Raw genomic sequence first — 23,543 nt, forward strand, 5'->3', positions numbered from 1 at the left:
CAACGCGGCTTGCTGGCTGAAAGGAGCTATATTCGATCAGACAAATGTCAATGCAAACATCATGAAATGCGGTTAATGCCGGACGCGACGGCGATATGTCACATAAGAAAAATCCGCAGTGTCACCAGCGGCGGCCTTGTTTCGGCAGCGGGCGATTTCGTCCCATACCGACGGATCGATCGGCGGAAAAATAGTGTCGCCGTCGACTGCGGTGTGAACCTCGGTCACTTCCAGACGATCGGCCGCAGGCATGGACGCGGCATAAATTTCGGCGCCGCCGATCACCGCGATCTCGGCCACTGAACGCCGCAGGGCGTCTCCTTTTGCGATGACGAGCGCGTCTGCCGGCGATCGCGCCACCAAAGCTCCCACCGCGGTAAAATCCGGATCGCGGGTGATGACGATGTTGGTGCGTCCCGGCAGCGGCCTGCGCAATGAGTCGAAGGTTTTGCGGCCCATCACGATCGGCTTGCCGATTGTGATCGCCTTGAAACGCCGCAGATCGGCTTTCAGCCGCCACGGGATTCCATTACGCTGACCGATGACGCCGTTCTCGGCAACCGCAACCACCAGGATTACTTCCGGACGCGGGCTGACGGTCCCGGTCATACCGCGACCTCGGCCTTGATGTGCGGATGGGGATCGTAGTTCTCGAGCCTGAAATCCTCGTAGCGGAACGCGAAGATATCCTTCACCTCGGGATTGATGGTCATCGTCGGCAGCGGCCGCGTCGGCCGCGACAGTTGAAGCCGGGCCTGATCGAGATGATTTGAATAGAGGTGCGCATCGCCCAGGCTGTGGACGAAGTCGCCCGGCTTGAGCCCCGTGACCTGCGCGACCATCATCGTCAGCAGCGCATAGGACGCGATATTGAAGGGCACGCCGAGGAACACGTCGGCCGAGCGCTGATAAAGCTGGCATGACAGCTTCCCGCCGGCGACATAGAACTGAAACAGGCAATGGCACGGCGGCAGCGCCATCCTGTCGACGTCGGCGGGATTCCACGCGCTGACGATCAGCCGCCGCGAGTCGGGATTGCGCTGAATCAGGTCAATGACGTTGGCGATCTGGTCGATGCCGCGTCCGTCCCGCGCGGGCCATGAACGCCATTGCGAGCCATATACCGGGCCTAGATCGCCATTTGCATCGGCCCACTCGTCCCAGATCGAGACCCCGTTGTCTTTCAGATACTTGATGTTGGTCTCGCCCCTCAGGAACCAGAGCAGTTCATGCACGATCGACCTGAAAGGGAGCTTCTTGGTGGTCAGCATCGGGAAGCCGGAGGCGAGATCGAAGCGCATCTGATGCCCGAAGACGGACAGCGTTCCGGTGCCGGTACGGTCATGCTTCTCCGTACCCTCACCAAGAATTCGTTCGAGCAGATCGTGATACTGATTCATTCCGGTGGCGCTATCGGGCGATGAACTTGAAGCATCCCGCCGAAGCGGATGACCTGCTCGCCGCAAGAAAATGCGATCAAACAGTACTTCCGGCGCATGGTCCAATCAACTTGATCGGATCATGCTCCGGTGTCGGATCGGGCGGGCTGACAGCGTCGCCCACCCCTTATGCCCCGGAAACTGGATCACCGCGGCGGAAAAATGTGCCGTCAGACACCCTTTTTTCCTTGCGCCGTGCGGACTATATTGAAGTCGCCGGTTCGCCGGCTATGGAAATAAATGGCCGCCGCAATAAACCATTCGGACCCGGGGGCAGTACCCGGCGCCTCCACCAGAGCCCGAACGTGGCTGATTCGGGTTCTGGCGGGGGCGAAACAGGATCGACGAGGGCGTAAAGGGCTCGCTTTTTCCCGGTATGGTTCCGCCGTTATCGGGCTATGCAATAGTTGCAAACGACAACTATGCTCCGGTTGCTCAGGCTGCGTAACGCAGTTTGAAAGACCACTCTGAAGCCCTGACGGGTTAAGCTCCGTCAGGCGGGGTCCGGAGGCACCTGGCAACAGAAGCCTCCACTTTATCTTTATCATCTTTATCCGTTCACCACTTCAGCCAACTGGCGACGAGAAATTCACCGGCCGACCCCAACCGCTGCTGACCCGGCAGGATCGCAGGAGTATCATCGGCGAGCGGTGCGAGTCGGCCTCAGACGCTCGCGGCGATTTGCGCGACTCTGCCGAGGTGACGAGACCTAATCGATGCCAACCGATCACATCCGCTACGATTTGCTTACAAGCGACGCCATGCGCGGTGTCCTGCGCCGCGTGCTGACAGACGCCGCCGAGCGCGGTCTGCCGGGCGAGCATCACTTTTTCATCACTTTCAAGTCGAAGGCCGATGGCGTGACGATATCGCCCCGTCTTCTGACGCAGTATCCCGAGGAGATGACCATCATTCTCCAGCATCAGTTCTGGGATCTGATAGTGACCGAGGATCACTTCGAAGTCGGCCTCTCGTTCGGCGGCGTGCCGGAGCGCCTCGTGGTTCCCTTCAGCGCGATCAAGAGCTTCTTCGACCCATCTGTACAGTTCGGATTGCAGTTTGAGCCGGCTGAGACAGGGGAAGCCCAGGCGGAGAAAGCCGAGACCGAGGAGACCAGCACGAGCGAGCCATCGACCGCGCCCTCCCCGACGGCTCTGGCCGTTCCTGCCGATCCTTCCCAGCCCGCAGCGGCCGAAAGCGAGAACAAACCTAAACCGGGCCAGGGCGCCGAGGTTGTCAGGCTGGACCGCTTCCGCAAGAAGTAACAAGGCCGCCTGTGCCTGATCCTCCTTTCAAGGAGGTGGGGATGGGGACCGCGTCCGGCCGCGACATGAACATAACGGACTGAGCCATGGCCACGTCATCACGCACGGCGAAAACCCGCACGGAGACCGACAGCTTCGGCGCCATCGAGGTTCAGGCCGACCGCTACTGGGGAGCCCAGACCGAGCGCAGCCGGCAAAACTTCCGCATCGGCGAGGACCGGATGCCGATGCCGCTGATCAGAGCGCTCGGCATCGTCAAGCTGGCGGCGGCACAGACCAATCAGGAGCTTGGCCTGCTCGACCGCCGGCGCGCGAAAGCAATCATTCGCGCGGCGCGCGAGGTGATCGAGGGCAAGCTGGATGATCACTTTCCGCTCGTGGTCTGGCAGACGGGATCCGGCACGCAGACCAACATGAACCTCAACGAGGTCATCGCCAACCGCGCCAACGAGATGCTCGGCGGCAAGCTCGGCGACAAGAAGCCTGTTCATCCGAACGACCACGTCAACATGAGCCAATCGTCGAACGATACATTTCCGACGGCGATGCATATCGCGGCGGCTCACGGCATCGTGTCGGATCTCGTCCCCGCGCTGGCCGCTCTGCTCAGGGCGCTGCGCAAAAAGGAAAAGGCGTTCGCGTCTATCGTCAAGATAGGACGGACCCATACCCAGGATGCAACCCCGCTAACGCTCGGCCAGGAATTTTCCGGCTATGCGGCGCAGGTCGAGAGTGGCCTGACGCGGCTTCGCATGGCGCTGAACGACCTCTATCCGCTGGCGCAAGGTGGAACCGCGGTGGGGACCGGGCTCAACACGAAGCCCAAATTTGCGAAACTGTTCGCGAGGAACGCCGCTCTGCTCGCAAAACTCCCTTTCAAGAGCGCTCCCAACAAGTTTGAAGCCCTCGCCTCAAACGACGCCTATGTCTTCGCTCACGGCGCGATCAACGCCGTCGCAACGGGCCTGTTCAAGATCGCGAACGATATCCGCTTTCTGGGATCCGGACCTCGTTCCGGTCTCGGCGAGTTGATCCTTCCCGAGAACGAACCCGGATCGTCCATTATGCCGGGGAAGGTCAACCCCACTCAGTGCGAAGCCATAACCATGGTCTGCTGTCGGGTGTTTGGAAATCACACGACCATGACCGTGGCCGGCAGTCAGGGACATTTCGAGCTCAACGTCTACAAGCCGGTCCTGGCTTATTGCATGATCGATTCCATACGATTGCTCGCCGACGCCACGCGCTCATTCACCGAACACTGCATCAAGGGCATCCGCGCCGACGAGCAGCGGATCAGCGAATTGATGCAACGCTCGCTCATGCTGGTCACCGCGCTCGCACCGAAAATCGGCTACGATAACGCGGCGAAGGTCGCCAAGGCCGCCCATGATCGCGGAACGACATTGAAGGAGGAGGCTCAGCGGCTCGGCTTTATTACGGCTGCGGAGTTCGACCGGCTGGTGCAACCCAGCAAAATGACGCGGCCGGGGTAGTGATCGGCCGACGCTTCGATGCTTCTGTCATTCTAGAGTTTCTATAAGCGGCGACGGTCGTCTGATGATCAGCTTTTCGTGAACAGCTCTATACTAATATCGTCGGACAGCTTAGACACTCCTTCGCCCTGTTGCGGCGTATCATGATCCACCACGAATTATAGCCGTTTTGGCGGAATGAATTTTCGATTTTCGTAACAACGCGTTCCCGGCATTTGAGATAGCGGAATTGGTCATGGGGGATGTGATTAACCTGAACAAGCGCAGGAAGCGCGCTGAACGCGAACGCGCGGCCGCCGTCGCTGACGCCAATCGAGCGCGCTTCGGCCTCACCAAAGCCGAGCGCGATCTTTCGAAGCAGCGAAAGGCGCGAGAACTAAGTTTGCTCGATCAACATCGCATCGACGGCGAGGACGCATCATGAAATCGCCGGTCGTGAAACGATCGATCGTGGTCGCCGGTCACAAGACCAGCGTGAGCCTCGAGGAAGCATTCTGGAACGGGATGAAGGAAATTTCGAGTCACCGTGACATGACCCTGTCCGAACTCGTCGGGGAGATCGACAGCAACCGTCAACAGGGCAACCTCTCCTCGGCGATCCGTCTCTTCGTGCTGGACTACTTCCGAAGCCGTGCGGCGACGTCCGGACCCGAAAACAGTCCCAGCCTCGGATAGCAGGCATCACCTTTCCGCGGAACACCTCGAGTCCGGTTCAACTGCGTTGAATCAGAATCGTCGCTTATCTTTTGTTTGAGCATCATCTTTCGGTTTCCGCTTTGCGCTGGCGCGGCCCTTCGGGTCGCGATCATGCTCTCGTCAATTTCCTTCCGCATGTCTGCGCATATCGGCGTCACACGATAGAGCATTTTCCGACGAAGTGGATACCGGTTCGCCGCGAGAAAATGCGACTAGACAACCATTTCTAGAACATGGTCCGATTCAACTTGATCGGATCATGCTCTAGAGTCGTTCACCGCTTCATGGAAGCGGTGAACGACTCTAGCTTTTTGATTTGACGCGTTTTCTTTACGCGAACCGGATTCCACTTCGCTCGAAAACGCTATAATGCGTGTCGGATCGGAGCCTTCCCGCCTCTGATGGAATCAGAATTGAAGCTTCGCGCGAACCGGCACCGCCTCGCTCCAGGACACCAATAGGTTGTTTTCCGAATATCGGGGTCCGGTACTTTCAGCTACTATGTACCTGCGCCTTGACGATCCACTAGCTATCGCGCCGATCAGAGGTGGGCCGCAGGATCGCCCGCATGCCCGCGGCGCGGTCCACCGACGATCCGCAGCACCGTTTTCGCAGTCAGACCGAACAAGACGTCCGGTGAGATATCATCGTGCGCCGATGATGAGGCTTGCCGACCACAGAGGAAGTCAATCATGCACAACGACGAAAGCGGCGACCGCCGCGGAGAGCCGGAACTGTTGCGCGAATATGCCGTCGTCAAACGATCGGTGGTCGTCGGCGGACACAAGACCAGCGTGAGCCTCGAAGACGCGTTCTGGACAAGCCTGAAGGACATCGCGACACGACAGGGCATAACCCTTTCCACGCAGATTGCCTCGATCGATACCAATCGCAGGACCAGCAATTTGTCTTCGGCGATCCGTCTGTATGTCCTGGAACATTTTCGCATGCGAGCAACAAGCACGTGTCCGCCGTCAGGGCTCTTGAGACAGTTTAGGAGTTTTCGGGAAGGGAGGATTTCTGGATCATCGCAGCCAATTTGGAGCGCAGATGAGACAGAAATCCGGGCCGGAGAAAGCACCGGCAGAGCAGGTCGTGAAGGACATCCGCCGGGCAACGCGCCGGCAGTTCTCGGCTGAAGAGAAGATCCGCATCGTGCTGGAAGGCGTGCGCGGCGAGGAGAGCATCGCCGAGCTGTGTCGGCGCGAGGGGATCGCCTCGTCGATGTATTACGGCTGGTCGAAGGAGTTCCTCGACGCCGGCAAGCGCCGTCTCGCTGGTGACACGGCCCGCGCCGCGACGTCGGACGAGGTGAAAGAGCTGCGCCGTGAGGCGCAGGCCCTGAAGGAGGCCGTGGCCGATCTCACCCTGGAAAACCGCCTGCTGAAAAAAAGCATGCTCGCGGATGGGGAGGACGACACATGAGGTATCCTGCATCCGAAAAGGCCGAGATCATTCGCCTGGTCGAGGCCTCGCATCTGCCGGCACGGCGAACCCTGGACAAGCTCGGCATCCCGCGCGCCACGTTCTATCGCTGGTACGATCGCTATCTCACCGGTGGGATCGAGGCTCTGGCCGATCATCGCTCGCGGCCGGATCGTGTCTGGAACCGGATTCCTGACCCAATCCGGGCCGAGATCGTCGAGCTGGCGCTGCGCGAAACGGAGCTGAGCCCGCGCGAGCTGGCGGTGCGCTTCACCGACGAGAAGCGCTACTTTGTCTCGGAGGCGTCGGTATATCGGCTGCTGAAGGCTCATGATCTCATCACCAGCCCAGCCTATATCGTCATCAAGGCGGCGTCTGAGTTCAAGGACAAGACGACAGCGCCCAACCAGCTCTGGCAAACCGACTTCACCTACCTGAAGATCACGGGTTGGGGCTGGTATTATCTCTCGACCGTGCTCGACGACTTCTCCCGCTTCATCGTCGCCTGGAAGCTCTGCGCCACGATGCGGGCGGATGACGTCACCGCCACGCTCGATCTGGCTCTGGCGGCATCGGGGCTCGACCAGATCGCGGTCGCGCATCGGCCGAGGCTGTTGAGCGACAACGGCGCCTCATACATCTCGGCCGAACTCGCTACCTGGCTCGACGGCAAGGGCATGAAACACGTTCGCGGCGCGCCGTATCATCCCCAGACGCAGGGCAAGATCGAGCGCTGGCATCAGACCCTGAAGAACCGCATCCTGCTGGAAAACTACTATCTGCCCGGCGACCTTGAACGGCAGGTCGCGGCCTTCGTCGAGCACTACAATCACGGCCGCTATCACGAGAGCATCGATAATCTCACGCCCGCTGACGTCTACTTCGGCCGCGGGCAGACCATCCTCACCGAACGCGAAAGGATCAAACGCCAGACCATCCACCAAAGACGCTTGCAGCATCACCTGCAGGCCGCCTAACCTCAAACCCAGATGAGCCAGAACCTCCGTTCCCGTGACCCCGGAACAGTCTCAATTCATCTGACGACGGACAGACAAATCCGTAATGATGGATTCCGATGAGAGAAAGCGACCCGTTTATCCGCCGCCCGCTGTAGAAGAATTCCAGCCGTGGTTATTTCCAAGCTATCGTCGAAGGTGCAGCACCGTCTTGCAGGCCCGAGGGCACGGGGAAGCAGATCGCCATGCCCTCGGATATTTCCTTACCCGCTACACGCGGTTCCGTCCGCGCAAAAAGCCGACCACCGCCGAGATCACAAACAGGATGAGAGCAATGAAGAAGATGATCTTGGCGATTTCGAAGGAGGCGCCCGCGATCCCTCCAAAGCCCAGAACGCCGGCGATCAATGCAATAACCAGGAACGTCACCACCCAGTTCAACATGATTTTGGTCTCCATTTTCGGCGCGCTTTGCGCGTTGACTGAAAAATCAATCCGTTACGGGAACAATGGTTCCGTGCTGGTGGTGTTCGAAAGAAAATCAGGAAAATAAGCAGTTTTGGGGAACAAAACATCGAGCGCGACGCGATGATTTGTTGGCCGGGAGGCTAAAAAGTCGCTACGAAGCACGTTCGCCCTATATATTTCTTCATCCTTGCTGAGAGGGCTCCCCTTCGCTGGCAGGCAGTGCCATCGTAGGGAAAGACGATTCGCATGACCGAGCCGAACAGACTGATCCATACCAACGTTTCCGGGCACCAGCCCGCCGCCGGCGGCATCGCTGCGCGTGCGCGAGCCGCGGCAGCGCCACGATATCTGAGCGGGCTCAATCCGGAGCAGCGCGAGGCCGTGGAAACGCTGGACGGACCGGTTCTGGTGCTGGCCGGCGCGGGCACAGGCAAGACCCGCGTGCTGACGACCCGCATTGCGCATATCCTCAGCCAGGGCCGCGCCCGCTCCGGCGAAATCCTGTCGGTCACCTTCACCAACAAGGCCGCCCGCGAGATGAAGCATCGTCTCGGACAGATGCTCGGGCAGGCCGTCGAAGGCATGCCGTGGCTCGGCACCTTTCATTCCATTGCGGGCCGAATCCTGCGCGTTCATGCCGAGCTGGTGCAGCTCAAATCCAACTTCACGATTCTCGATGTCGACGACCAGATCCGTCTGCTCAAACAGCTTCTGCAGGCCGACAACATCGACGACAAGCGCTGGCCCGCGCGGATGCTGGCCGGGTTGATCGACGGCTGGAAGAACCGCGGACTGACGCCCGCGCAGGTGCCGTCGGGCGAAGCCTCCGTCTTCGGCAACGGTCGTGGCGGCAAGCTTTACGCCGCCTACCAGGCACGGTTGAAAATCCTCAACGCCGCAGACTTCGGCGATCTGCTGCTCGAAAACATCCGGCTGTTCCGCGAGCATCCGGACGTGCTGCGACAATACCAGAACCGCTTCAAGTTTATCCTTGTCGACGAATATCAGGACACCAACGTTGCCCAATATCTATGGCTGAGATTGCTGTCCCAAGCGCCGCCGTCATCCCACGCGCTGTTTCCCGCTCCCGTCGCGGCGGAAGGTCCCGACCCGCGCACGGCTCGATCCAGAAACATCTGCTGCGTCGGCGACGACGACCAGTCGATCTACGGCTGGCGCGGCGCCGAGGTGGATAACATCCTGCGGTTCGACCACGATTTTCCCGGCGCCAAGGTAATCCGGCTGGAACGCAACTATCGCTCGACCGGCCATATCCTCGCCGCCGCCTCGCACCTGATCGCGCATAACGAAGACCGGCTCGGCAAGACGTTGCGGACCGAGGATGTCGATGGCGAGAAGGTCACCGTCACCGGCTCCTGGGACTCTGAGGAGGAAGCCCGCGCCATCGGCGAGGAAATCGAGCAGCTCCAGCGTGCCGGCGAAAAGCTGAACGAAATCGCGATTCTGGTGCGCGCTTCATTCCAGATGCGCGAGTTCGAAGACCGCTTTCTCACGCTTGGCCTACCCTATCGCGTCATCGGCGGCCCACGCTTCTATGAGCGCGCCGAGATCCGTGACGCGCTCGCCTATCTGCGCCTCATCAACTCGCCGGCCGATGACCTTGCATTCGAGCGCATCGTCAACGTGCCTAAACGCGGCCTCGGCGACGCTACCGTCAAGATGCTGCACGAGATCGCGCGAAAGCGTCAGATCCCGCTTAGCGAAGCCGCCCGCGCCGTTGTCGAAACCGACGAGTTGAAACCAAAAGCGCGCGGATCGCTGCGCGCTCTGCTGGAGAGCTTCGACCGCTGGCGTATCCAGCGGGAGGCCATGCGGCATACCGAGCTTGCCGAGATCGTGCTGGACGAGAGCGGCTACACCGAGATGTGGCAGAAGGATCGCTCGGCCGACGCCGCAGGACGCCTCGAAAACCTGAAAGAGCTGATACGCTCGATGGATGAGTTCGAAAACCTGCAAGGCTTTCTCGAGCATATATCCCTGGTGATGGACCGCGACGGCGGCGCGGACGAGGATGCCGTCTCGGTGATGACACTGCATTCCGCCAAGGGACTTGAATTCGATACCGTCTTCCTGCCCGGCTGGGAGGAAGGCCTGTTTCCTCATCAGCGGGCGCTGGACGAGCAGGGACGCTCCGGCCTGGAAGAAGAGCGCCGCCTCGCGCATGTCGGCCTGACACGGGCGCGCCGTCGCGCGAAACTTTACTTCGCCACCAATCGCCGCATCCACGGCTCGTGGTCGACCACGATTCCGTCCCGCTTTCTCGACGAGTTGCCGGCGGAGAATGTGGAGATCACGGAATCGAAGGGTGGATCGGGCTGGGGCGGAACGGGCGGTTACGGCCCCTCGCGTTTCGACAACATCGATTCCTTCGGCTCGAGCTATGCGACTCCAGGCTGGCAACGCGCGCAGGCCAATCGCGGCCGGGGCGGGTTCAATGAGGCCGGAACGCCCTACGATGCAAACCGATCGAAGTCGAAGCGCGCGCCGGTGGTCATCGAAGGAGAGTTGATCGCACGATCCACCGGCTCGGATTCCGGCTTCTCATTGGGCGACCGTGTTTTTCATCAGAAGTTCGGCTACGGGAAAGTCGCGCGAATCGATGGCAACAAGCTGACCATCACCTTTGAAAAAGCCGGCGAAAAAAAGGTGGTCGATAGCTTCGTCGCGCGGGTGTAACCGAATTGCGAACCACCGCCCGTGCTCCTATCTGTTGACCTGCATTCTCCATCGTCCCGCCATTCCGCCGCGATATCATCTCTCTCCTCGTTCCTCTCCACCCGCTTACAGCGTATCAAGCCTCGCATGTCGTCCATGATATCCATCTCCGGTTTGTCGAAGGCTTACGCGTCCGGCTTCATGGCGCTGAAGAGCATCGACCTCGATATCAAGCGGGGCGAAATCTTCGCGCTGCTCGGTCCCAACGGTGCCGGCAAGACAACTCTCATCAGCATCATCTGCGGCATCACCAATCCGTCCGCCGGTCAGGTGCTGGTCGACGGCCGGGATATCCGCCGCGACTATCGGGCGACCCGCGCGATGATCGGCCTCGTGCCGCAGGAGTTGCATACCGATGCCTTCGAAACGGTCTGGGCGACCGTCAGTTTCAGCCGCGGGCTGTTCGGAAAACCCAGAAATCCGACTCATATCGAGAAGGTCCTGAAGGATCTCTCTTTGTGGGACAAGAAAGACAGCAAGATCGTCACGCTGTCCGGCGGCATGAAACGGCGCGTGATGATCGCGAAAGCGCTTTCGCACGAACCGCAAGTGCTGTTTCTCGACGAGCCCACGGCCGGCGTCGATGTCGAATTGCGAAAGGCGATGTGGGGGGTGGTGCGCACGCTGCGAGCCTCGGGCGTCACGATCATTCTGACGACGCATTACATCGAGGAGGCTGAAGAAATGGCGGACCGGGTCGGCGTCATCAATAAAGGCGAGATCATTCTCGTCGATGAAAAGACCGCACTGATGCAGAAGCTTGGCAAAAAACGGTTGAAGCTTCATTTGCAGGGTAAGGTCGAAGCCATCCCCGCGACGTTGGCGGCTTACAATCTCGAACTTGCCGCGGACGGCAGGCAGGTGATCTACACCTATGACACCCGGAGTGAGCACACCGGAATCACCAGCCTGCTCGGCGATCTCCGCGCCGCCGGCATCAGGTTTTCCGATCTCGACACCACACAAAGCTCGCTGGAAGAGATCTTCGTCAGCCTGGTCAGGACCTGACATGAATTTCGGAGCCGTGCAGGCGATTTACAAGTTCGAGATGGCGCGCACCTGGCGCACGCTGCTGCAAAGCATCGTGTCGCCGGTGGTTTCGACCTCGCTCTATTTCGTGGTGTTCGGCGCGGCGATCGGATCGCGCATCACCGAGGTCGAGGGCGTCAGTTACGGCACCTTCATCGTACCGGGGCTCATCATGCTATCCGTGCTGACGCAAAGCATCACCAATGCTTCGTTCGGCATCTACTTCCCGAAGTTCATCGGCACCATCTACGAGATACTGTCGGCGCCGGTTTCCTATTTCGAGATCATTATGGGCTATGTGGGAGCCGCCGCCACCAAATCGATCATTCTGGGCCTGATCATTCTGGCGACCGCCGGCCTGTTCGTTCCGCTGCACATCCATCACCCGATCTGGATGCTGACCTTTCTGGTCCTGACCTCCGTCACATTCAGCCTGTTCGGCTTCATCATCGGCATCTGGGCCGACGGCTTCGAGAAGCTGCAAATGATTCCGATGCTGATCATCACGCCGTTGACGTTCCTCGGAGGCAGTTTTTATTCGATCAACATGCTGCCGCCGGCATGGCAAACCGCCGCGCTGTTCAATCCCGTCGTCTATCTCATCAGCGGATTCAGGTGGAGTTTTTACGAGATCGCCGACGTCAGCCTGTCGGTCAGTATCGGCATGACGGTCGGTTTCCTCGTCGTCTGCATGTTGGTCGTATGGTGGATATTCCGAACCGGCTATCGGCTGAGAAATTAAAGCATGGCCCCGGCGAACTGATGACCGTTCGACGCAAGAAAATGCGACCAGACAATAATCTCCAAGCACGGTTTCGAAAAGTGGGAACACCCACGCAAAATCACAGGCCGCGCCGGGATGATCCCCGACCGCGGCCTGCTGATGTCTTAACCCCTATCGGCGGTAGCAGTAGAAGTGCCCGCGCTTCCAATAGCCGCGGCATCGTTGTCCCCGGTGAGGTCCGCGATCCGGAATGCCGAGCACCCCCCTGACGCCGCCGACGGCGCCACCGACCCCGGCGCCGATCGCACCGCCGATCGCGCCGCCCACCGGTCCCGCAGCACGGTTTCCCTCATAAGCACCCTGGTTGGCGCCGCGCTCCATGCCACCGAACACGCCCTGAGCATGCGCCGGATACGGAATGGAGAGCACGGCGAGCGCCGCCGCGGCGACCGCCACCGCGATCCGCAGCCGGAAGGAAGATTCGGTCGGCAATGCCTTGGTTTTGATCCTCATCGGTATCTCTATCCCTTGATGTTGAAGACTTGGATGTTGAAGACTTGACTTGGCTCGGCCGCCACCGGCGGAATGTCATCGCTGGATTCGCGGGGGTGATAACCCGGTCTCCGGTCGGAAGTTCCACACCATCGCCAGAGCTTCACAGAACTTCCCACCCGAGGTTTTCTCTTGCCCGCCCTGGTTGAACCGCGTCGTGAGTTAACGATGACGCAAACCCGATACTGGAAGCTCACCCGCTTTAAGCGCATATATGGCTCGGGGGACTGGTAGGCTGAACTCGAGGCCGATGAAAATGCGTAGATTTCTTGTTCCTGTCGCTGGTCTTATCCTTCTTGCCGCTGGCGGCGTCGCCGATGCGAAGGTGTCCATCCTGGTCGACAAGGACAATCAGCGGATGACCGTTTCCGTTAACGGCGTCGAGCGTTATCAATGGCCGGTTTCGAGCGGAAATCCGTCGTACGAAACTCCGAACGGCAAATTTCAAGCCTTCCGAATGGAGGCTGATCATTTCTCCAAGGAGTTCGACGACGCGCCGATGCCGCATTCGATCTTCTTCACCAAGGCTGGCCACGCCATTCACGGTACGCTTTCCGAAGGCAGCCTCGGCGTGCCGGTGTCGCACGGTTGCGTACGCATCTCGCGCGCCAACGCCAGCACGCTGTTCTCTCTCGTGAAACAAGAAGGCGTCCTCAATACCACCGTCACGCTGACCGGATCGTCGCGCGTGGCGCTGGCGCGCAATCCTCGCGGCAAGCGGAAAACCGATGTCGCCGGTCGCGATCCGGGACCGGCCTATCAATCTTACGATGCGGCCGGAAATCCCGTCGATCTGACGCCCCGACAGATCGCTCCCGGCTGGCAGCCGCAGGCCTACGTTCGCGGCGCCGACGGCTATATGTATCCGGCGGACGGCCGCTCGAATGATCCACGCTATCCTGATCCGCGCAGTTATCGCCGTCATTACGGCGCACAGAACGTTCCCCCGCAACAGCACTCCTATTATGGCGATCGAAACGAATACGGCTATGCGCAGCCTTACCAACCTCAGGTTTATGCGCCGCAGCCCTATCGGCCGCGAGGTCTGTTCTCGGACTTCGACGACTGACCGCTACTGATCGCCACATCACGTAGTTACCTCCCAACCCTGAAGGACGACAGTCGGACCGTCTGAGGATCTGAAGCGGATATGTCGGACACCGACGTCGTCATCATCGGCGCAGGCCACAATGGCTTGACCTGCGCGGCCTATCTCGCGATGGCCGGACTGCGCGTCAGGGTCGTGGAACGGCGCAAGGTGGTGGGCGGCGCGGCCGTGACCGAGGAATTTCACCCCGGTTTCCGCAATTCGGTCGCGGCCTACACCGTCAGCCTGCTCAATCCGAAAGTCATCGCCGACCTGCGGCTGCACGATCACGGCCTGCGGATCGTCGAACGCCGCGCCCAGAACTTCCTGCCCGCTCCCGATGGCCGCTACCTGCTCACCGGCGAAGGTCGCACCAAGGCTTCGGCGGCCCGCCTGAGCGAACGGGACGCCGCCGTACTCGACGAGTTCATGCGCGAACTCGAAGAGATCGCCGACGTCGTCCGTCAGTTCGTGCTCCGCGCGCCGCCAAACCTCGGCGAGGGATTTGGCCTCAAGGCCGCGGGCGAACTCGTCAACGCCATCGGCTCCGCCGGAATCCTGCGCGGTCTTTCGCTGGAGCAGCAGCGCAGCCTGCTCGATCTCTTTACCCGATCGGCAGGAGACATGCTCGACGACCGCTTCGAAACCGATCTCATCAAATCCCTGTTCGGCTTCGACGCCATTGTCGGCAACTATGCGAGTCCCTACGCGGCCGGCTCGGCCTACGTGATGCTGCATCACGCCTTCGGCGAAGTGAACGGCAAGAAAGGCGTTTGGGGACACGCCATCGGCGGCATGGGCGCGATCACCCAGGCGATGGCGGCGGCGGCGCGCGCGCACGGCGTGGAAATCGAAACAGACGCGAGCGTGCGCGAGGTCGTCGTCGAACGAAAGCGCGCGGCAGGCGCCGTGCTCGACGACGGACGCACGATCCGCGCGAGGTATGTGGCGGCAAACGTCAACCCGAAACTGCTTTATACGCGGCTGCTGCCCGCCGGATCGGTACCGCCCTCATTTCTCGCCCGCATCAGGAACTGGCGCAACGGCTCCGGGACGTTCCGGATGAACGTCGCGCTCTCCGCCCTCCCCTCATTTTCCGCTTTGCCGGGCGCGGGCGATCATCTCAGCGCCGGGATCATCATCGCGCCCGGTCTCGACTACATGGACCGCGCCTGGCACGACGCGCGCACGTTTGGCTGGAGCCGCGAACCGGTGGTCGAGGTTCTGATCCCTTCGGTGATCGACGACACGCTCGCGCCGTCCGGCCGCCATGTGGCGAGCCTGTTCTGCCAGCATGTCGCGCCGCGATTGCCCGACGGCACTTCCTGGGACGATCATCGCGACGAGGTCGCCGACCTCATGATCGCGACCGTCGACCGCTACGCGCCGGGCTTTGCCGCCAGCGTGATCGGCCGGCAGATCCTGTCGCCGCTCGACCTTGAACGCGAATTCGGATTGCTGGGTGGCGACATCTTCCACGGCGCGCTGACGCTGAACCAGTTGTTCTCAGCCCGACCGATGCTGGGCTACGCCGACTATCGGGGACCGCTGAAGGGGCTCTATCACTGCGGCTCCGGCGCGCATCCCGGCGGCGGCGTCACCGGCGCACCCGGCCACAACGCCGCGCGCGCCATCCTGCGGGATCACCGGACGCTGTTCGCGCGCCGCTGACGATCGGCAGCACATATGGACTGCGCTCCGGTCGCCACCTGAACACCAAACCCGCGCCCAGGCCAAGTCGGTGGATAAGCTTGTCGAAGCCCTGTGGACAGTCCGCCGTCAGGTTGTGGGAATCTTGTGGATATCCCTGTGGAAATCCGGTTGAAAACCCGGCGAGAAACCGCAGCCTACCGTCCTTCCTCGCCCCTCTCAAAGCATATCGCTTCCGACGGCATCGGAAGCGAGGCTCCAGATTGTTGCTTTGGCGCGCTTTCTTCACCCGAACCGGTATCCACTTCGCTCGAAAACGCTATAAAGCAATTTGCTTTGGCGAAAGCAGGCAAAGTTCTGGGGGTATCTAGGTGCTGCAAAATCTCGGCCGGGTCTTTCTGGCGATCGTTATCCCGATATATCTGGGTTATGTCCGCGCATCCTTGAATGTTTTTGACGTCTACCTGATCCTGGCCGCTTCATGGTCGCTATGGGCATATGGGCAGCCGGGACCACGGGAGCTTTGGGAGAGTGGCGGCATCATCGCGGTTCTGAAAGGCTGGCTTGTGATGGTATTCGCTATCCTGCTGGTCGCCGGACCGGCCTATGGAGTCGGCTATCTCATTGCCAAATATATCTGAGTTAAGGTCCTCCGGGATCCTTACCCTTCCCCGGATATGCTCTGGACTGCCGATGACCACTGAAATTTCGCCGGCGACGAGCCGCGCCGCCTTCGCCATCGGGGCGGAGCAAGTCGCGCGGCGGGCCGTCGATTTCCTGAGCGAGAGCCTGGAGGACGGCGAAACCGCGGTGACCGCGTTCGAACGCAGCGACGGCTGCTGGAGCGTCGCGGTTCACTTCGCCGACCCGCCGGATGAAGCGCGTGTCCGCGCGCTGGTCGCTCTCGCCGCCGGCGATGACGTCGCCCGGACCGTCGTCTTTGACACCATCGCCGCCAGGGATTGGGTCGAGGCCAGCCTCGAAGGGTTGGCGCCGGTCCCCGCCGGGCGCTTCATCGTCCACGGCCGGCATGACCGCGACCGCGTGCCGCCGAACAAACTGGCGATCGAGATCGAGGCCGCGCTGGCGTTCGGCACCGGCCATCACGGCACCACCCGAGGCTGCCTGCTGCTCCTCGATCACGTTCTCCGCGCCAGGATGCCGCGACGCGTCCTCGATCTTGGCGCAGGGACAGGTGTTCTGGCCATCGCCGCCGCCAAGGCGCTGCACCGGAGCGTGCTGGCCAGCGATATCGACCCGCGCTCGGCGACGGTGGCGCGGGAAAACGCTACGCTGAACGGAGTCGGCAGTCTTGTCTGGTCGATCCGCGCGACCGGCTTTTCCGCGCCGTTGTTTCGCGCGCGCGCGCCGTTCGATCTGGTGCTGGCGAACATTCTCGCCAACCCGCTGCGGCGGATGGCTCCGGCCATGGCGCGCCATCTCGCGCCCGAAGCCATGGTGATCCTCTCCGGGCTGCTGCCGCAGCATACCCGCGGCGTCATCGCGGCCTACCGCGCGCAGGGGCTGGTGTTGATCCGGCAGTTGCGGATCGACGGATGGTGCAGCCTGCTGATGCAGAACAGAGGGTGACTCGCCGGCTTGTTGCATGGCTGCACGCGAACGGGGTCCACTTCGCTCGAAAACGCTATATGATGCCGGCAATGTTCGAGGCCTATTTCCAGACATTCGAGGATCCCGAAGGTGGCGTCGCGCTGACCGCCCGCCTCGCCGCGTTTCGCGAGGAGCTGGCGCGGCGGCAACTGACCGGATTTGTGATCCCTCGTGCCGACCGGCAGCAGAACGAGTACGTCCCGCCTTCCGAGGAGCGGCTGGCATGGCTCACCGGCTTCACCGGATCGGCCGGCCTTGCGATCGTGCTCGCGACGAAAGCCGCGGTGTTCGTCGACGGCCGCTACACCTTGCAGGCGGCGCAACAGGTGGATGTCCGGGCCTGGAGCATCGCCTCGCTGGTCGATCCGCCGCCGGAGAGCTGGCTGGCGGAGCATCTCGCGGCCGGCGACCGCCTCGGCTACGATCCCTGGCTCCACACCTCGGCGGCGGTAGAGCGTCTTGCAAAGGCCTGTGCGAAAGCCGGCGCCGAACTGGTGCCGGTCGACAGCAACCCGATCGACAGCGTCTGGACCGACCGCCCCGCGCCGCCGCTCGGCCCGGTCACGATCCACGACGCGGCATTCGCCGGCGAAGCGGAGGCCGACAAGCTCGCGCGGATCCGCGCCGAGATGACAAAGCTCGGCGTCGATGCGCTGGTGCTGTCGGATTCCCACGCGGTGGCGTGGACCTTCAACATCCGCGGCGCGGATGTCTCGCATACGCCGCTGCCTTTGTCCTACGCGCTGGCGCCGAAGGACGGCCGCCCCACGATCTTCATCGACCGCCGCAAACTCTCCGACAGCGCGCGCTCTCATCTCGAACGCAACGCCGATGTGCGCGAGCCGGATGAACTGACCGACGCGCTGACGAGGACGGCCCAATCCGGCGCGGCGATCGCGCTCGACAAAGCCACCGCCGCCGACGCATTGAGCCGCCTGATCACGTCCGCCGGCGGCAAGCCGGTGGGCGGCAACGATCCAGTCGCGCTGTTGAAGGCAGTAAAGAACCCGACCGAGATCGCGGGCGCGCGCGCCGCGCATCGGCGCGACGCCGTGGCGCTGGCGCGGTTTCTCGCCTGGATCGACCGCGAGGCGCCGAAGGGCACGCTGACCGAAATCGACGCGGTCGAGGCGCTGGAGACTTTTCGCCGCGAGACCGGCGCGCTGAAGGACGTCTCCTTTCCCACCATCTCGGGCACCGGGCCGAACGGCGCCATCGTTCACTACCGCGTCACCCGCAAGAGCAACCGCCGCATCGTACCCGGTGACCTGCTGCTGATCGACTCCGGCGCGCAATACGAGGACGGCACCACCGACGTCACCCGCACCATCGCGATCGGCGATCCGACCGACGAAATGCGCGACCGCTTCACCCGCGTGCTGCGCGGCCATATCGCCATCGCCCGCGCGGTGTTTCCCGACGGCGCCACCGGCGCGCAACTCGATACGCTGGCGCGGCAGTTTCTCTGGCAGGCCGGCCTCGACTTCGAGCACGGCACCGGCCACGGCGTCGGCAGCTATCTGTCGGTGCATGAAGGCCCGGCGCGGATTTCGAAGCTTGGCACCACGCCGCTCAGGCGCGGCATGATCCTGTCCAACGAGCCGGGCTATTACAAGCGCGACGCGTTCGGCATCCGGATCGAAAACCTGGTGCTGGTGACGGAAGCCGGGATTGCCGGCGCTGAGAAGCCCATGAACAGCTTCGAGACCCTGACGCTGGCCCCGATCGACCGCCGCCTGATCGATCACCGCATCAGCAAGAAAGAGGTGGCGTGGCTCAACGACTATCACGCCCGCGTCCGCCGCGAGGTGCGCCCGCATCTCGACGAGGCCACGAAACTCTGGCTCGACGCCGCGACCGAGCCGTTTTCTCTGGAATAGCGCGCGCAGATCGTTGCGAGCTTCCTTGCCTGGAGCAGGACAAACAGAGCTGTTGCACCGTCCACCGATCAAGCAAACCTTGCTCGATGCTATCAAGAATTTTATTATTGAAGACCGTAAGATTTGGAATCTCACCCTAGAGCGTTTTCAAGCGAAGTGGATACCGGTTCGCGTGAAGAATACGCGTCAAAACAACAATATAGAGCCTCGCTTCTGATTACATCAGAAGCGAAAAGGCTCTAAACAAAAAATCATACTGAAAACGAACAAGAGGCGCATGTCATGAACCGACTGCTGATGATCTGCATCACTTTGGTGATGTCTGTTTGGTGGTCCGACGCAAACGCACGCGGCCCCTTCGGATCGATCAAGATCGCGGGATGGTCTGGCGGCGCATACACGGACAACAAAACAGGCGAGTTCTCGAACTGCATCGTAAGCGCGACTTACAAGAGCGGAATTACCTTTGGAATTGTGGTCACGAAAAAGCTTGAATGGCTATTGGCGTTTACTCACAAGCGCTGGAATCTGGCTCCTAAGGAGAAATTTCCAATCGCATTGAGTTTTGATGGCCGCAACACCTTCAACGTTATTGGGGTGTCTCTCTCGACGAATACTGTGTTCGTGCCAATGCCGGACAACTCAGCCGTTATTCGCTCGTTCCGCAGCGCGCAGATCATGTCGGCGATTGCTCAAGGAAACGTCTTTCAGTTCCGTTTAACAGGTACTTCAGCAGTTTTGCCCGCAATGGTTACGTGCGCAAAAACAATAAATGCAAGAGGGTTGGCGGCTGCAACCGATTTCGTCGCCCCTCATCAGCCTGCTATCACGCCTCCATCGATGGGCCCCCAGAGAACGACGGCAACCTTATCAAGCACCCAACCGAATTCGGCTCATGAGAACTCTACGGAATTGCAATTCGAGGCCATGCAAATCGCATCCAACTTTATCCTGAAAGCGTCCCTGGACCACCCATCTTTGCTTCGTCGCGAGGACACACCTCTATCGATTGCATCGACAGGAGCCGGATGGAAGGCCAACGATGCTACCGGCTTCGTTCGAATCATTCCCGCCAAGCAAAACATGACGGGCCTTGATGTTGCCGCAACCATTGTTGGAAACGATGCCAAGGAGTGCAAGGGCAAGTTCGCATCGGCACGCAACAGCGAGCTGATCGATAGCGAGGTTGTTTTTCGCGGCATGTCCTCTTGTGAGGATTCGAAAGGTTCTGTGGTCGCAGAGTATTTTGTTTTTCCGCGGAAGAAGGGCGGGTTCATATTGTTCTCTGTACTCACGCCGACGAAAACAGGTTCGCAACAAACACAGGCCCAGAATCGCGAGGAGATGAATGCCGGTTTCCGGCAAGCGGCTTATACCTCACTGACAAAATGAGCCTGAGCGTTTGACCCCGGTGTTTGATGGCGCAGTCTTTCTCAAGGATGGAAGAATACGCGACGCCGGGTTCACCACGGGAGCGCGATCCATCGCATGGCGACCATCGGTCAATCGCCTCGCGGATATCACACTTGCAACGGCTGTGTTGCCTTGAGCAACGCAACCAGTTGACCTTGATGGTTTGTCCCGGTTTTTCGGAATATCTTGTCGAGTAGATGCGATCCATCAAACCATTGTCATTCATGCGAGTCCGAATCTCATTTCTGGTTCCAGAGCCTTTCCGCTTCTGATGGAATCAGAAGCGAGGCTCTATAATCTTGCCGCGTTTTCTTCACGCGAACCGGTGTCCACTTCGCTCGAAAACGCTCTAGAGCATGATGAGTTTAGATTTGGTTGTATCCTGCATTGACGAAGTAGTTGGCGCATTCAGCCGGTGCAACGGTTTCGAGGATCGGAGCGATAGCATTGTAGACGGCCTCGGTGGTCCGCTGCGCGGCTTTGCGTAGCCAGTGTTTGAACTTGGCAAAGAACTGCTCGATCGGGTTCAGATCAGGCGAGTATTTCGACAGGTAGAAGAGCCGGGCACCGGCGGCACGGATGACGCGACGCACGGCGCTGGCCTTGTGCGAGCCGAGGTTGTCCATAATGACGATGTCGCCGTGCCGCAGGGTCGGGACCAGAACCTTCTCGATGTAGAGAAGGAAGGCTTCGCCGTTGATCGGCCCCTCGATGAACCACGGCGCGGTGATGCGATCGTGGCGCAGAGCGGCCATAAAGGTCATGGTCTGCCAGCGGCCATGCGGCACCTTGGCTCTGATGCGTTGACCGCGCGGCGCCCAGCCCCGCAGCGGCGCCATATTGGTTTTGGTCCAGGTCTCATCGATGAACACCAGCCGAGTGGGATCAATCCGATCTCGATACTTGGTCCATTGCGCTCGCCGACGGGCGACATCGGGACGATCCTGCTCTGCAGCAATCAGCGTCTTTTTTTGTAACTGAGCTTCACAGCGTGAACGAACTCCCACATCGTGCGGTAATCGACCTTAAGGCCACGCTCGGCAAGTTCGGCCACCAGCCCGCGCACGGTAAAGTCCTTTCGGCACCGTTGCAGCAGCCATTCGCGGTGCGGCCCCGCAATCTTCTTTGGCCTATAGCCGCCGATCTGGCTTGGCGCGACGCTGCCGGTCTCGTGGAAGCGTTGTACCCAGTTGATCGCCGTGCTGATGCCCACCCCAAACTGGGCCGCAGCCTGATGCCGCGACAGGCCGCCTTTAACGACAGCACGCACTACCCGCTCACGAAGGTCGTTCGAATAGGCTCGTCCCATCCATGCTGGCCTCCTTCCCAGTCAGCATGTTGAATCAGATGAATTCTGATTTGGGAATCTCAATCGATTCAAAATAAACCCATCCCGCTCTAGTTCAGCAATTTTTCGTTGCAGACCTGCAACAGGTCAATGCCCTCGCAGACAGGCATGAAGAGATCACCGGCATATGCCGGTAGTCACCATGGAGCAGTCTGACATCTTGGCCGCGACCTACCTCAAGTCCAGGGCTGCGCCAAATGAACACCACCACTCGTCTCTCCACTCTCCTGCTAAGCACCGCGGCCTTTGTCGCGGTTGCGTGCGGGGCATCCCTCGCCGCCGACGAAAACAGCCTTCAGCATCGGCTGGCCCAGCTTGAGCGAGAAAATGCGACACTGACGCGGGAGAATGCCGCGCTTCGGTTGAACCGCAAATTGGCGCGCGAGAACGTCGCGCTACGCAAGTCGTCCCCGGAGCGCGCGGCGCCTGCGGCCGCGCCATCGCCCGGCACAAGCGTGCGCGATGCCTATGCTGCCGATTTCCCGGTCGCGTACAAGGCTCTCCCCGTGGAAACGCAGGGACAGTTTCGTTTCTGGGGCGAAGGCGGCGCCATATGGAGCGGCGGCGATCCCGTGACGACCCCTTACTCTTTGAGGGGTTTCTCGAGTGATCTTAACTTTGGTTTCGGCGCCGCTGGAGGCCCGCCCAACAGGCTGTTCAACCTCACGCCGAAGGTCGGCTGGGAGGCCGCCGCCGGCTTCGATTATCGTTTCGCGGGTTCACCCTGGCACGTCAGCGGCGAGTTCAGGTACGGGCAGGCCAGGGGAAGCGGCGCCGACGCATCCGCGGGCACGATCGATCCGGCTGTTCTGGCCTTGCTCGCGGCAGCCAATCCCGTGTTTGCGGGGGTCGCGATAGGCGGCAGTCAAACCATCGCTGCGAGCCACCGGGAAGATCGATGGCAGGCCGACATCGCGCTGGGTTATGATGCACTTGGCGGCCCTCCCATGCCATGCAGATCAAGGGCGGCTTGCGTATCGCCGAACTGGTCGGGCGCACGACCCTCATCGATCGAGGCCAAACCTACATGCGGTTTCCAGCGCCGGTGGATATCGGCCTCGGCATACCGATCCAGAGCATTGATAACAGCACGACGTCGACCCTGAACCAGCGGAGCAGCTTTTTCGGCGCTGGCCCGCGAGTCGGCGTCGAAGGATTTGTTCCTCTGGGCGGTGGCTGGGCTTTCGATTATCTCGGTGACGCCGCTATCCTGTTCGGCAGTCAGAAACTGACCAGCACGTCGACCGTGACGACGACGATCTCCCCTGCATTCTTAGCCATCTTGGCAGGAGGAGGCACAAATACGGCGACGACTGTTCGGGACCAGCGGTTCGCCGCCGTCTTCAATACCGATCTTCAGCTCGGCGTGTCCTATTGGTTCAATCCAAATGTCAGGATCAGCGCCAGCTATCGGCTTGATGCCTATTTCAACGCGTTCAACGCCACCCTGGATCCGAATACCAGGGACACCATCAGCCGCTACATACACGGGCCACGCCTGCGCGTGACGGCGCAATTCTGATCGGCGTTGCCCCACCGTCGCGTTAGAGCCTTTTCGCTTCTGATAGAATCAGAAGCGAGGCTCTATGATCTTGTTTTGACGCGTTTTCTTCACGCGAACCGGTTTCCACTTCGCTCGAAAACGCTATAGAGCGTCCCTGGACGAAAAACGCGGTGCGTGAAGCCGGATCGCGGACGACGTGGGTCGCGATAGCGCTTTCTCCCAAATAAAAAGCCCCGTCATTGCTGACGAGGCTCCAGTCTGTTC

At 60.7% G+C, this 23,543-nt stretch carries 20 protein-coding genes, 1 other RNA gene and 1 pseudogene; 17 read left to right on the forward strand and 5 right to left on the reverse strand.

Going from position 1 to position 23,543, the window contains the following annotated elements; all coding sequences use genetic code 11:
- Positions 1–72 precede the first annotated feature (72 nt).
- Together NWI_RS12240 and NWI_RS12245 are read right to left on the reverse strand one after the other, a co-directional pair.
- Positions 73–609, reverse strand: a complete 537-nt coding sequence (locus NWI_RS12240) for a dihydrofolate reductase (protein WP_011315568.1) — start codon at positions 607–609, stop codon at positions 73–75.
- Complete coding sequence (locus NWI_RS12245; RefSeq protein WP_011315569.1) at positions 606–1,400, reverse strand: thymidylate synthase; 795 nt, start codon at positions 1,398–1,400, stop codon at positions 606–608. Before NWI_RS12245 ends, NWI_RS12240 begins: the two co-directional genes overlap by 4 nt.
- A 215-nt stretch (positions 1,401–1,615) precedes the next feature.
- Between NWI_RS12245 and ssrA the strand changes: the two genes are divergently transcribed.
- From ssrA to NWI_RS12280, 7 genes and pseudogenes are all read left to right on the forward strand, one after another.
- Positions 1,616–1,974, forward strand: a transfer-messenger RNA (tmRNA) gene (gene ssrA, locus NWI_RS17085).
- Between the two features lie 181 nt (positions 1,975–2,155).
- The gene (locus NWI_RS12250) at positions 2,156–2,704 is read left to right on the forward strand and encodes an SspB family protein (RefSeq protein WP_011315570.1); all 549 of its coding nucleotides are present in this window, start codon (positions 2,156–2,158) and stop codon (positions 2,702–2,704) included.
- A gap of 86 nt (positions 2,705–2,790) precedes the next feature.
- Positions 2,791–4,200, forward strand: a complete 1,410-nt coding sequence (gene fumC / locus NWI_RS12255) for a class II fumarate hydratase (RefSeq protein WP_011315571.1) — start codon at positions 2,791–2,793, stop codon at positions 4,198–4,200.
- 235 nt (positions 4,201–4,435) lie between these two features.
- Positions 4,436–4,624 (forward strand): DUF4169 family protein, encoded by a 189-nt coding sequence (locus NWI_RS12260; protein WP_041345061.1) that lies wholly within the window; start codon positions 4,436–4,438, stop codon positions 4,622–4,624.
- On the forward strand, positions 4,621–4,875 hold the full coding sequence (locus NWI_RS12265; RefSeq protein WP_011315573.1) for a ribbon-helix-helix domain-containing protein: 255 nt from the start codon (positions 4,621–4,623) through the stop codon (positions 4,873–4,875). The genes NWI_RS12260 and NWI_RS12265 overlap by 4 nt, the downstream gene beginning before the upstream one ends.
- Before the next feature lie 713 nt (positions 4,876–5,588).
- Positions 5,589–5,861 (forward strand): annotated as a pseudogene (locus NWI_RS18295) (ribbon-helix-helix domain-containing protein); the annotation flags it as partial.
- A gap of 85 nt (positions 5,862–5,946) precedes the next feature.
- A protein-coding gene (locus tag NWI_RS12280) for an IS3 family transposase (protein ID WP_148203808.1) occupies positions 5,947–7,298 on the forward strand; the annotation gives its coding sequence in 2 pieces (ribosomal slippage) (positions 5,947–6,283 and positions 6,283–7,298; 1,353 coding nt in all).
- Positions 7,299–7,547: 249 nt separating this feature from the next.
- Here the strand turns inward: NWI_RS12280 and NWI_RS12285 are convergent.
- On the reverse strand, positions 7,548–7,721 hold the full coding sequence (locus NWI_RS12285) for a DUF1328 domain-containing protein (protein WP_011315575.1): 174 nt from the start codon (positions 7,719–7,721) through the stop codon (positions 7,548–7,550).
- A 270-nt stretch (positions 7,722–7,991) separates the two neighbouring features.
- On the opposite strand from NWI_RS12285, the gene NWI_RS12290 reads away from it, so the two are divergent.
- The 3 genes from NWI_RS12290 (at position 7,992) to NWI_RS12300 (ending at position 12,252) form a co-directional block, all read left to right on the forward strand.
- Entirely contained in the window at positions 7,992–10,442 is a 2,451-nt protein-coding gene (locus NWI_RS12290) for an ATP-dependent helicase (protein ID WP_011315576.1), read from the forward strand.
- 126 nt (positions 10,443–10,568) lie between these two features.
- The gene (locus NWI_RS12295; RefSeq protein ID WP_011315577.1) at positions 10,569–11,489 is read left to right on the forward strand and encodes an ABC transporter ATP-binding protein; all 921 of its coding nucleotides are present in this window, start codon (positions 10,569–10,571) and stop codon (positions 11,487–11,489) included.
- 1 nt (position 11,490) lies between these two features.
- Entirely contained in the window at positions 11,491–12,252 is a 762-nt protein-coding gene (locus NWI_RS12300; RefSeq protein ID WP_011315578.1) for an ABC transporter permease, read from the forward strand.
- 153 nt (positions 12,253–12,405) lie between these two features.
- Here the strand turns inward: NWI_RS12300 and NWI_RS12305 are convergent, their stop codons facing one another.
- Positions 12,406–12,747: a hypothetical protein gene (locus NWI_RS12305; RefSeq protein WP_011315579.1), complete on the reverse strand. Its 342-nt coding sequence runs from the start codon at positions 12,745–12,747 to the stop codon at positions 12,406–12,408.
- A 295-nt stretch (positions 12,748–13,042) separates the two neighbouring features.
- On the opposite strand from NWI_RS12305, the gene NWI_RS12310 reads away from it, so the two are divergent.
- The 6 genes from NWI_RS12310 to NWI_RS12335 all read left to right on the forward strand — a co-directional run bounded on the left by NWI_RS12310 (position 13,043) and on the right by NWI_RS12335 (position 20,406).
- Positions 13,043–13,855 (forward strand): L,D-transpeptidase, encoded by an 813-nt coding sequence (locus NWI_RS12310; protein ID WP_011315580.1) that lies wholly within the window; start codon positions 13,043–13,045, stop codon positions 13,853–13,855.
- 81 nt (positions 13,856–13,936) lie between these two features.
- Positions 13,937–15,544 (forward strand): phytoene desaturase family protein, encoded by a 1,608-nt coding sequence (locus tag NWI_RS12315; protein ID WP_011315581.1) that lies wholly within the window; start codon positions 13,937–13,939, stop codon positions 15,542–15,544.
- A 350-nt stretch (positions 15,545–15,894) separates the two neighbouring features.
- The gene (locus tag NWI_RS12320) at positions 15,895–16,164 is read left to right on the forward strand and encodes a hypothetical protein (RefSeq protein ID WP_011315582.1); all 270 of its coding nucleotides are present in this window, start codon (positions 15,895–15,897) and stop codon (positions 16,162–16,164) included.
- Positions 16,165–16,216: 52 nt separating this feature from the next.
- Complete coding sequence (locus tag NWI_RS12325; protein ID WP_187147972.1) at positions 16,217–17,113, forward strand: 50S ribosomal protein L11 methyltransferase; 897 nt, start codon at positions 16,217–16,219, stop codon at positions 17,111–17,113.
- A 71-nt stretch (positions 17,114–17,184) separates the two neighbouring features.
- Positions 17,185–19,014 carry an aminopeptidase P family protein gene (locus tag NWI_RS12330; protein WP_041345627.1) on the forward strand — a complete coding sequence of 610 codons (1,830 nt, stop codon included), beginning with the start codon at positions 17,185–17,187 and terminating at the stop codon, positions 19,012–19,014.
- 282 nt (positions 19,015–19,296) lie between these two features.
- Positions 19,297–20,406 (forward strand): hypothetical protein, encoded by a 1,110-nt coding sequence (locus tag NWI_RS12335; protein ID WP_011315585.1) that lies wholly within the window; start codon positions 19,297–19,299, stop codon positions 20,404–20,406.
- Between the two features lie 386 nt (positions 20,407–20,792).
- Here NWI_RS12335 and NWI_RS12340 read toward each other — a convergent pair.
- Positions 20,793–21,736, reverse strand: a protein-coding gene (locus tag NWI_RS12340) for an IS630 family transposase (RefSeq protein ID WP_430691772.1) whose coding sequence is annotated in 2 segments (ribosomal slippage) — positions 20,793–21,398 and positions 21,401–21,736 — 942 coding nt in all. Because the reading frame shifts where the segments join, the coding sequence is not laid out codon by codon here.
- 991 nt (positions 21,737–22,727) lie between these two features.
- On the opposite strand from NWI_RS12340, the gene NWI_RS12350 reads away from it, so the two are divergent.
- Positions 22,728–23,297, forward strand: a complete 570-nt coding sequence (locus tag NWI_RS12350; RefSeq protein WP_041345063.1) for an Lpg1974 family pore-forming outer membrane protein — start codon at positions 22,728–22,730, stop codon at positions 23,295–23,297.
- The last annotated feature ends 246 nt before the right edge of the window (positions 23,298–23,543 follow it).

Origin of the sequence: Nitrobacter winogradskyi Nb-255 (assembly GCF_000012725.1) — a bacterium.
GTDB classification, from domain to species: Bacteria; Pseudomonadota; Alphaproteobacteria; order Rhizobiales; family Xanthobacteraceae; genus Nitrobacter; species Nitrobacter winogradskyi.

Bases quoted from the DNA above. Each gene is read 5' to 3' on its own strand.
- NWI_RS12240 (WP_011315568.1), bottom strand. From the start codon at position 609: ATGACCGGGACCGTCAGCCCGCGTCCGGAAGTAATCCTGGTGGTTGCG.
- NWI_RS12245 (WP_011315569.1), bottom strand. From the start codon at position 1,400: ATGAATCAGTATCACGATCTGCTCGAACGAATTCTTGGTGAGGGTACG.
- NWI_RS12250 (WP_011315570.1), top strand. From the start codon at position 2,156: ATGCCAACCGATCACATCCGCTACGATTTGCTTACAAGCGACGCCATG.
- fumC (WP_011315571.1), top strand. From the start codon at position 2,791: ATGGCCACGTCATCACGCACGGCGAAAACCCGCACGGAGACCGACAGC.
- NWI_RS12260 (WP_041345061.1), top strand. From the start codon at position 4,436: ATGGGGGATGTGATTAACCTGAACAAGCGCAGGAAGCGCGCTGAACGC.
- NWI_RS12265 (WP_011315573.1), top strand. From the start codon at position 4,621: ATGAAATCGCCGGTCGTGAAACGATCGATCGTGGTCGCCGGTCACAAG.
- NWI_RS12285 (WP_011315575.1), bottom strand. From the start codon at position 7,721: ATGTTGAACTGGGTGGTGACGTTCCTGGTTATTGCATTGATCGCCGGC.
- NWI_RS12290 (WP_011315576.1), top strand. From the start codon at position 7,992: ATGACCGAGCCGAACAGACTGATCCATACCAACGTTTCCGGGCACCAG.
- NWI_RS12295 (WP_011315577.1), top strand. From the start codon at position 10,569: ATGTCGTCCATGATATCCATCTCCGGTTTGTCGAAGGCTTACGCGTCC.
- NWI_RS12300 (WP_011315578.1), top strand. From the start codon at position 11,491: ATGAATTTCGGAGCCGTGCAGGCGATTTACAAGTTCGAGATGGCGCGC.
- NWI_RS12305 (WP_011315579.1), bottom strand. From the start codon at position 12,747: ATGAGGATCAAAACCAAGGCATTGCCGACCGAATCTTCCTTCCGGCTG.
- NWI_RS12310 (WP_011315580.1), top strand. From the start codon at position 13,043: ATGCGTAGATTTCTTGTTCCTGTCGCTGGTCTTATCCTTCTTGCCGCT.
- NWI_RS12315 (WP_011315581.1), top strand. From the start codon at position 13,937: ATGTCGGACACCGACGTCGTCATCATCGGCGCAGGCCACAATGGCTTG.
- NWI_RS12325 (WP_187147972.1), top strand. From the start codon at position 16,217: ATGACCACTGAAATTTCGCCGGCGACGAGCCGCGCCGCCTTCGCCATC.
- NWI_RS12330 (WP_041345627.1), top strand. From the start codon at position 17,185: ATGTTCGAGGCCTATTTCCAGACATTCGAGGATCCCGAAGGTGGCGTC.
- NWI_RS12335 (WP_011315585.1), top strand. From the start codon at position 19,297: ATGAACCGACTGCTGATGATCTGCATCACTTTGGTGATGTCTGTTTGG.
- NWI_RS12350 (WP_041345063.1), top strand. From the start codon at position 22,728: ATGCAGATCAAGGGCGGCTTGCGTATCGCCGAACTGGTCGGGCGCACG.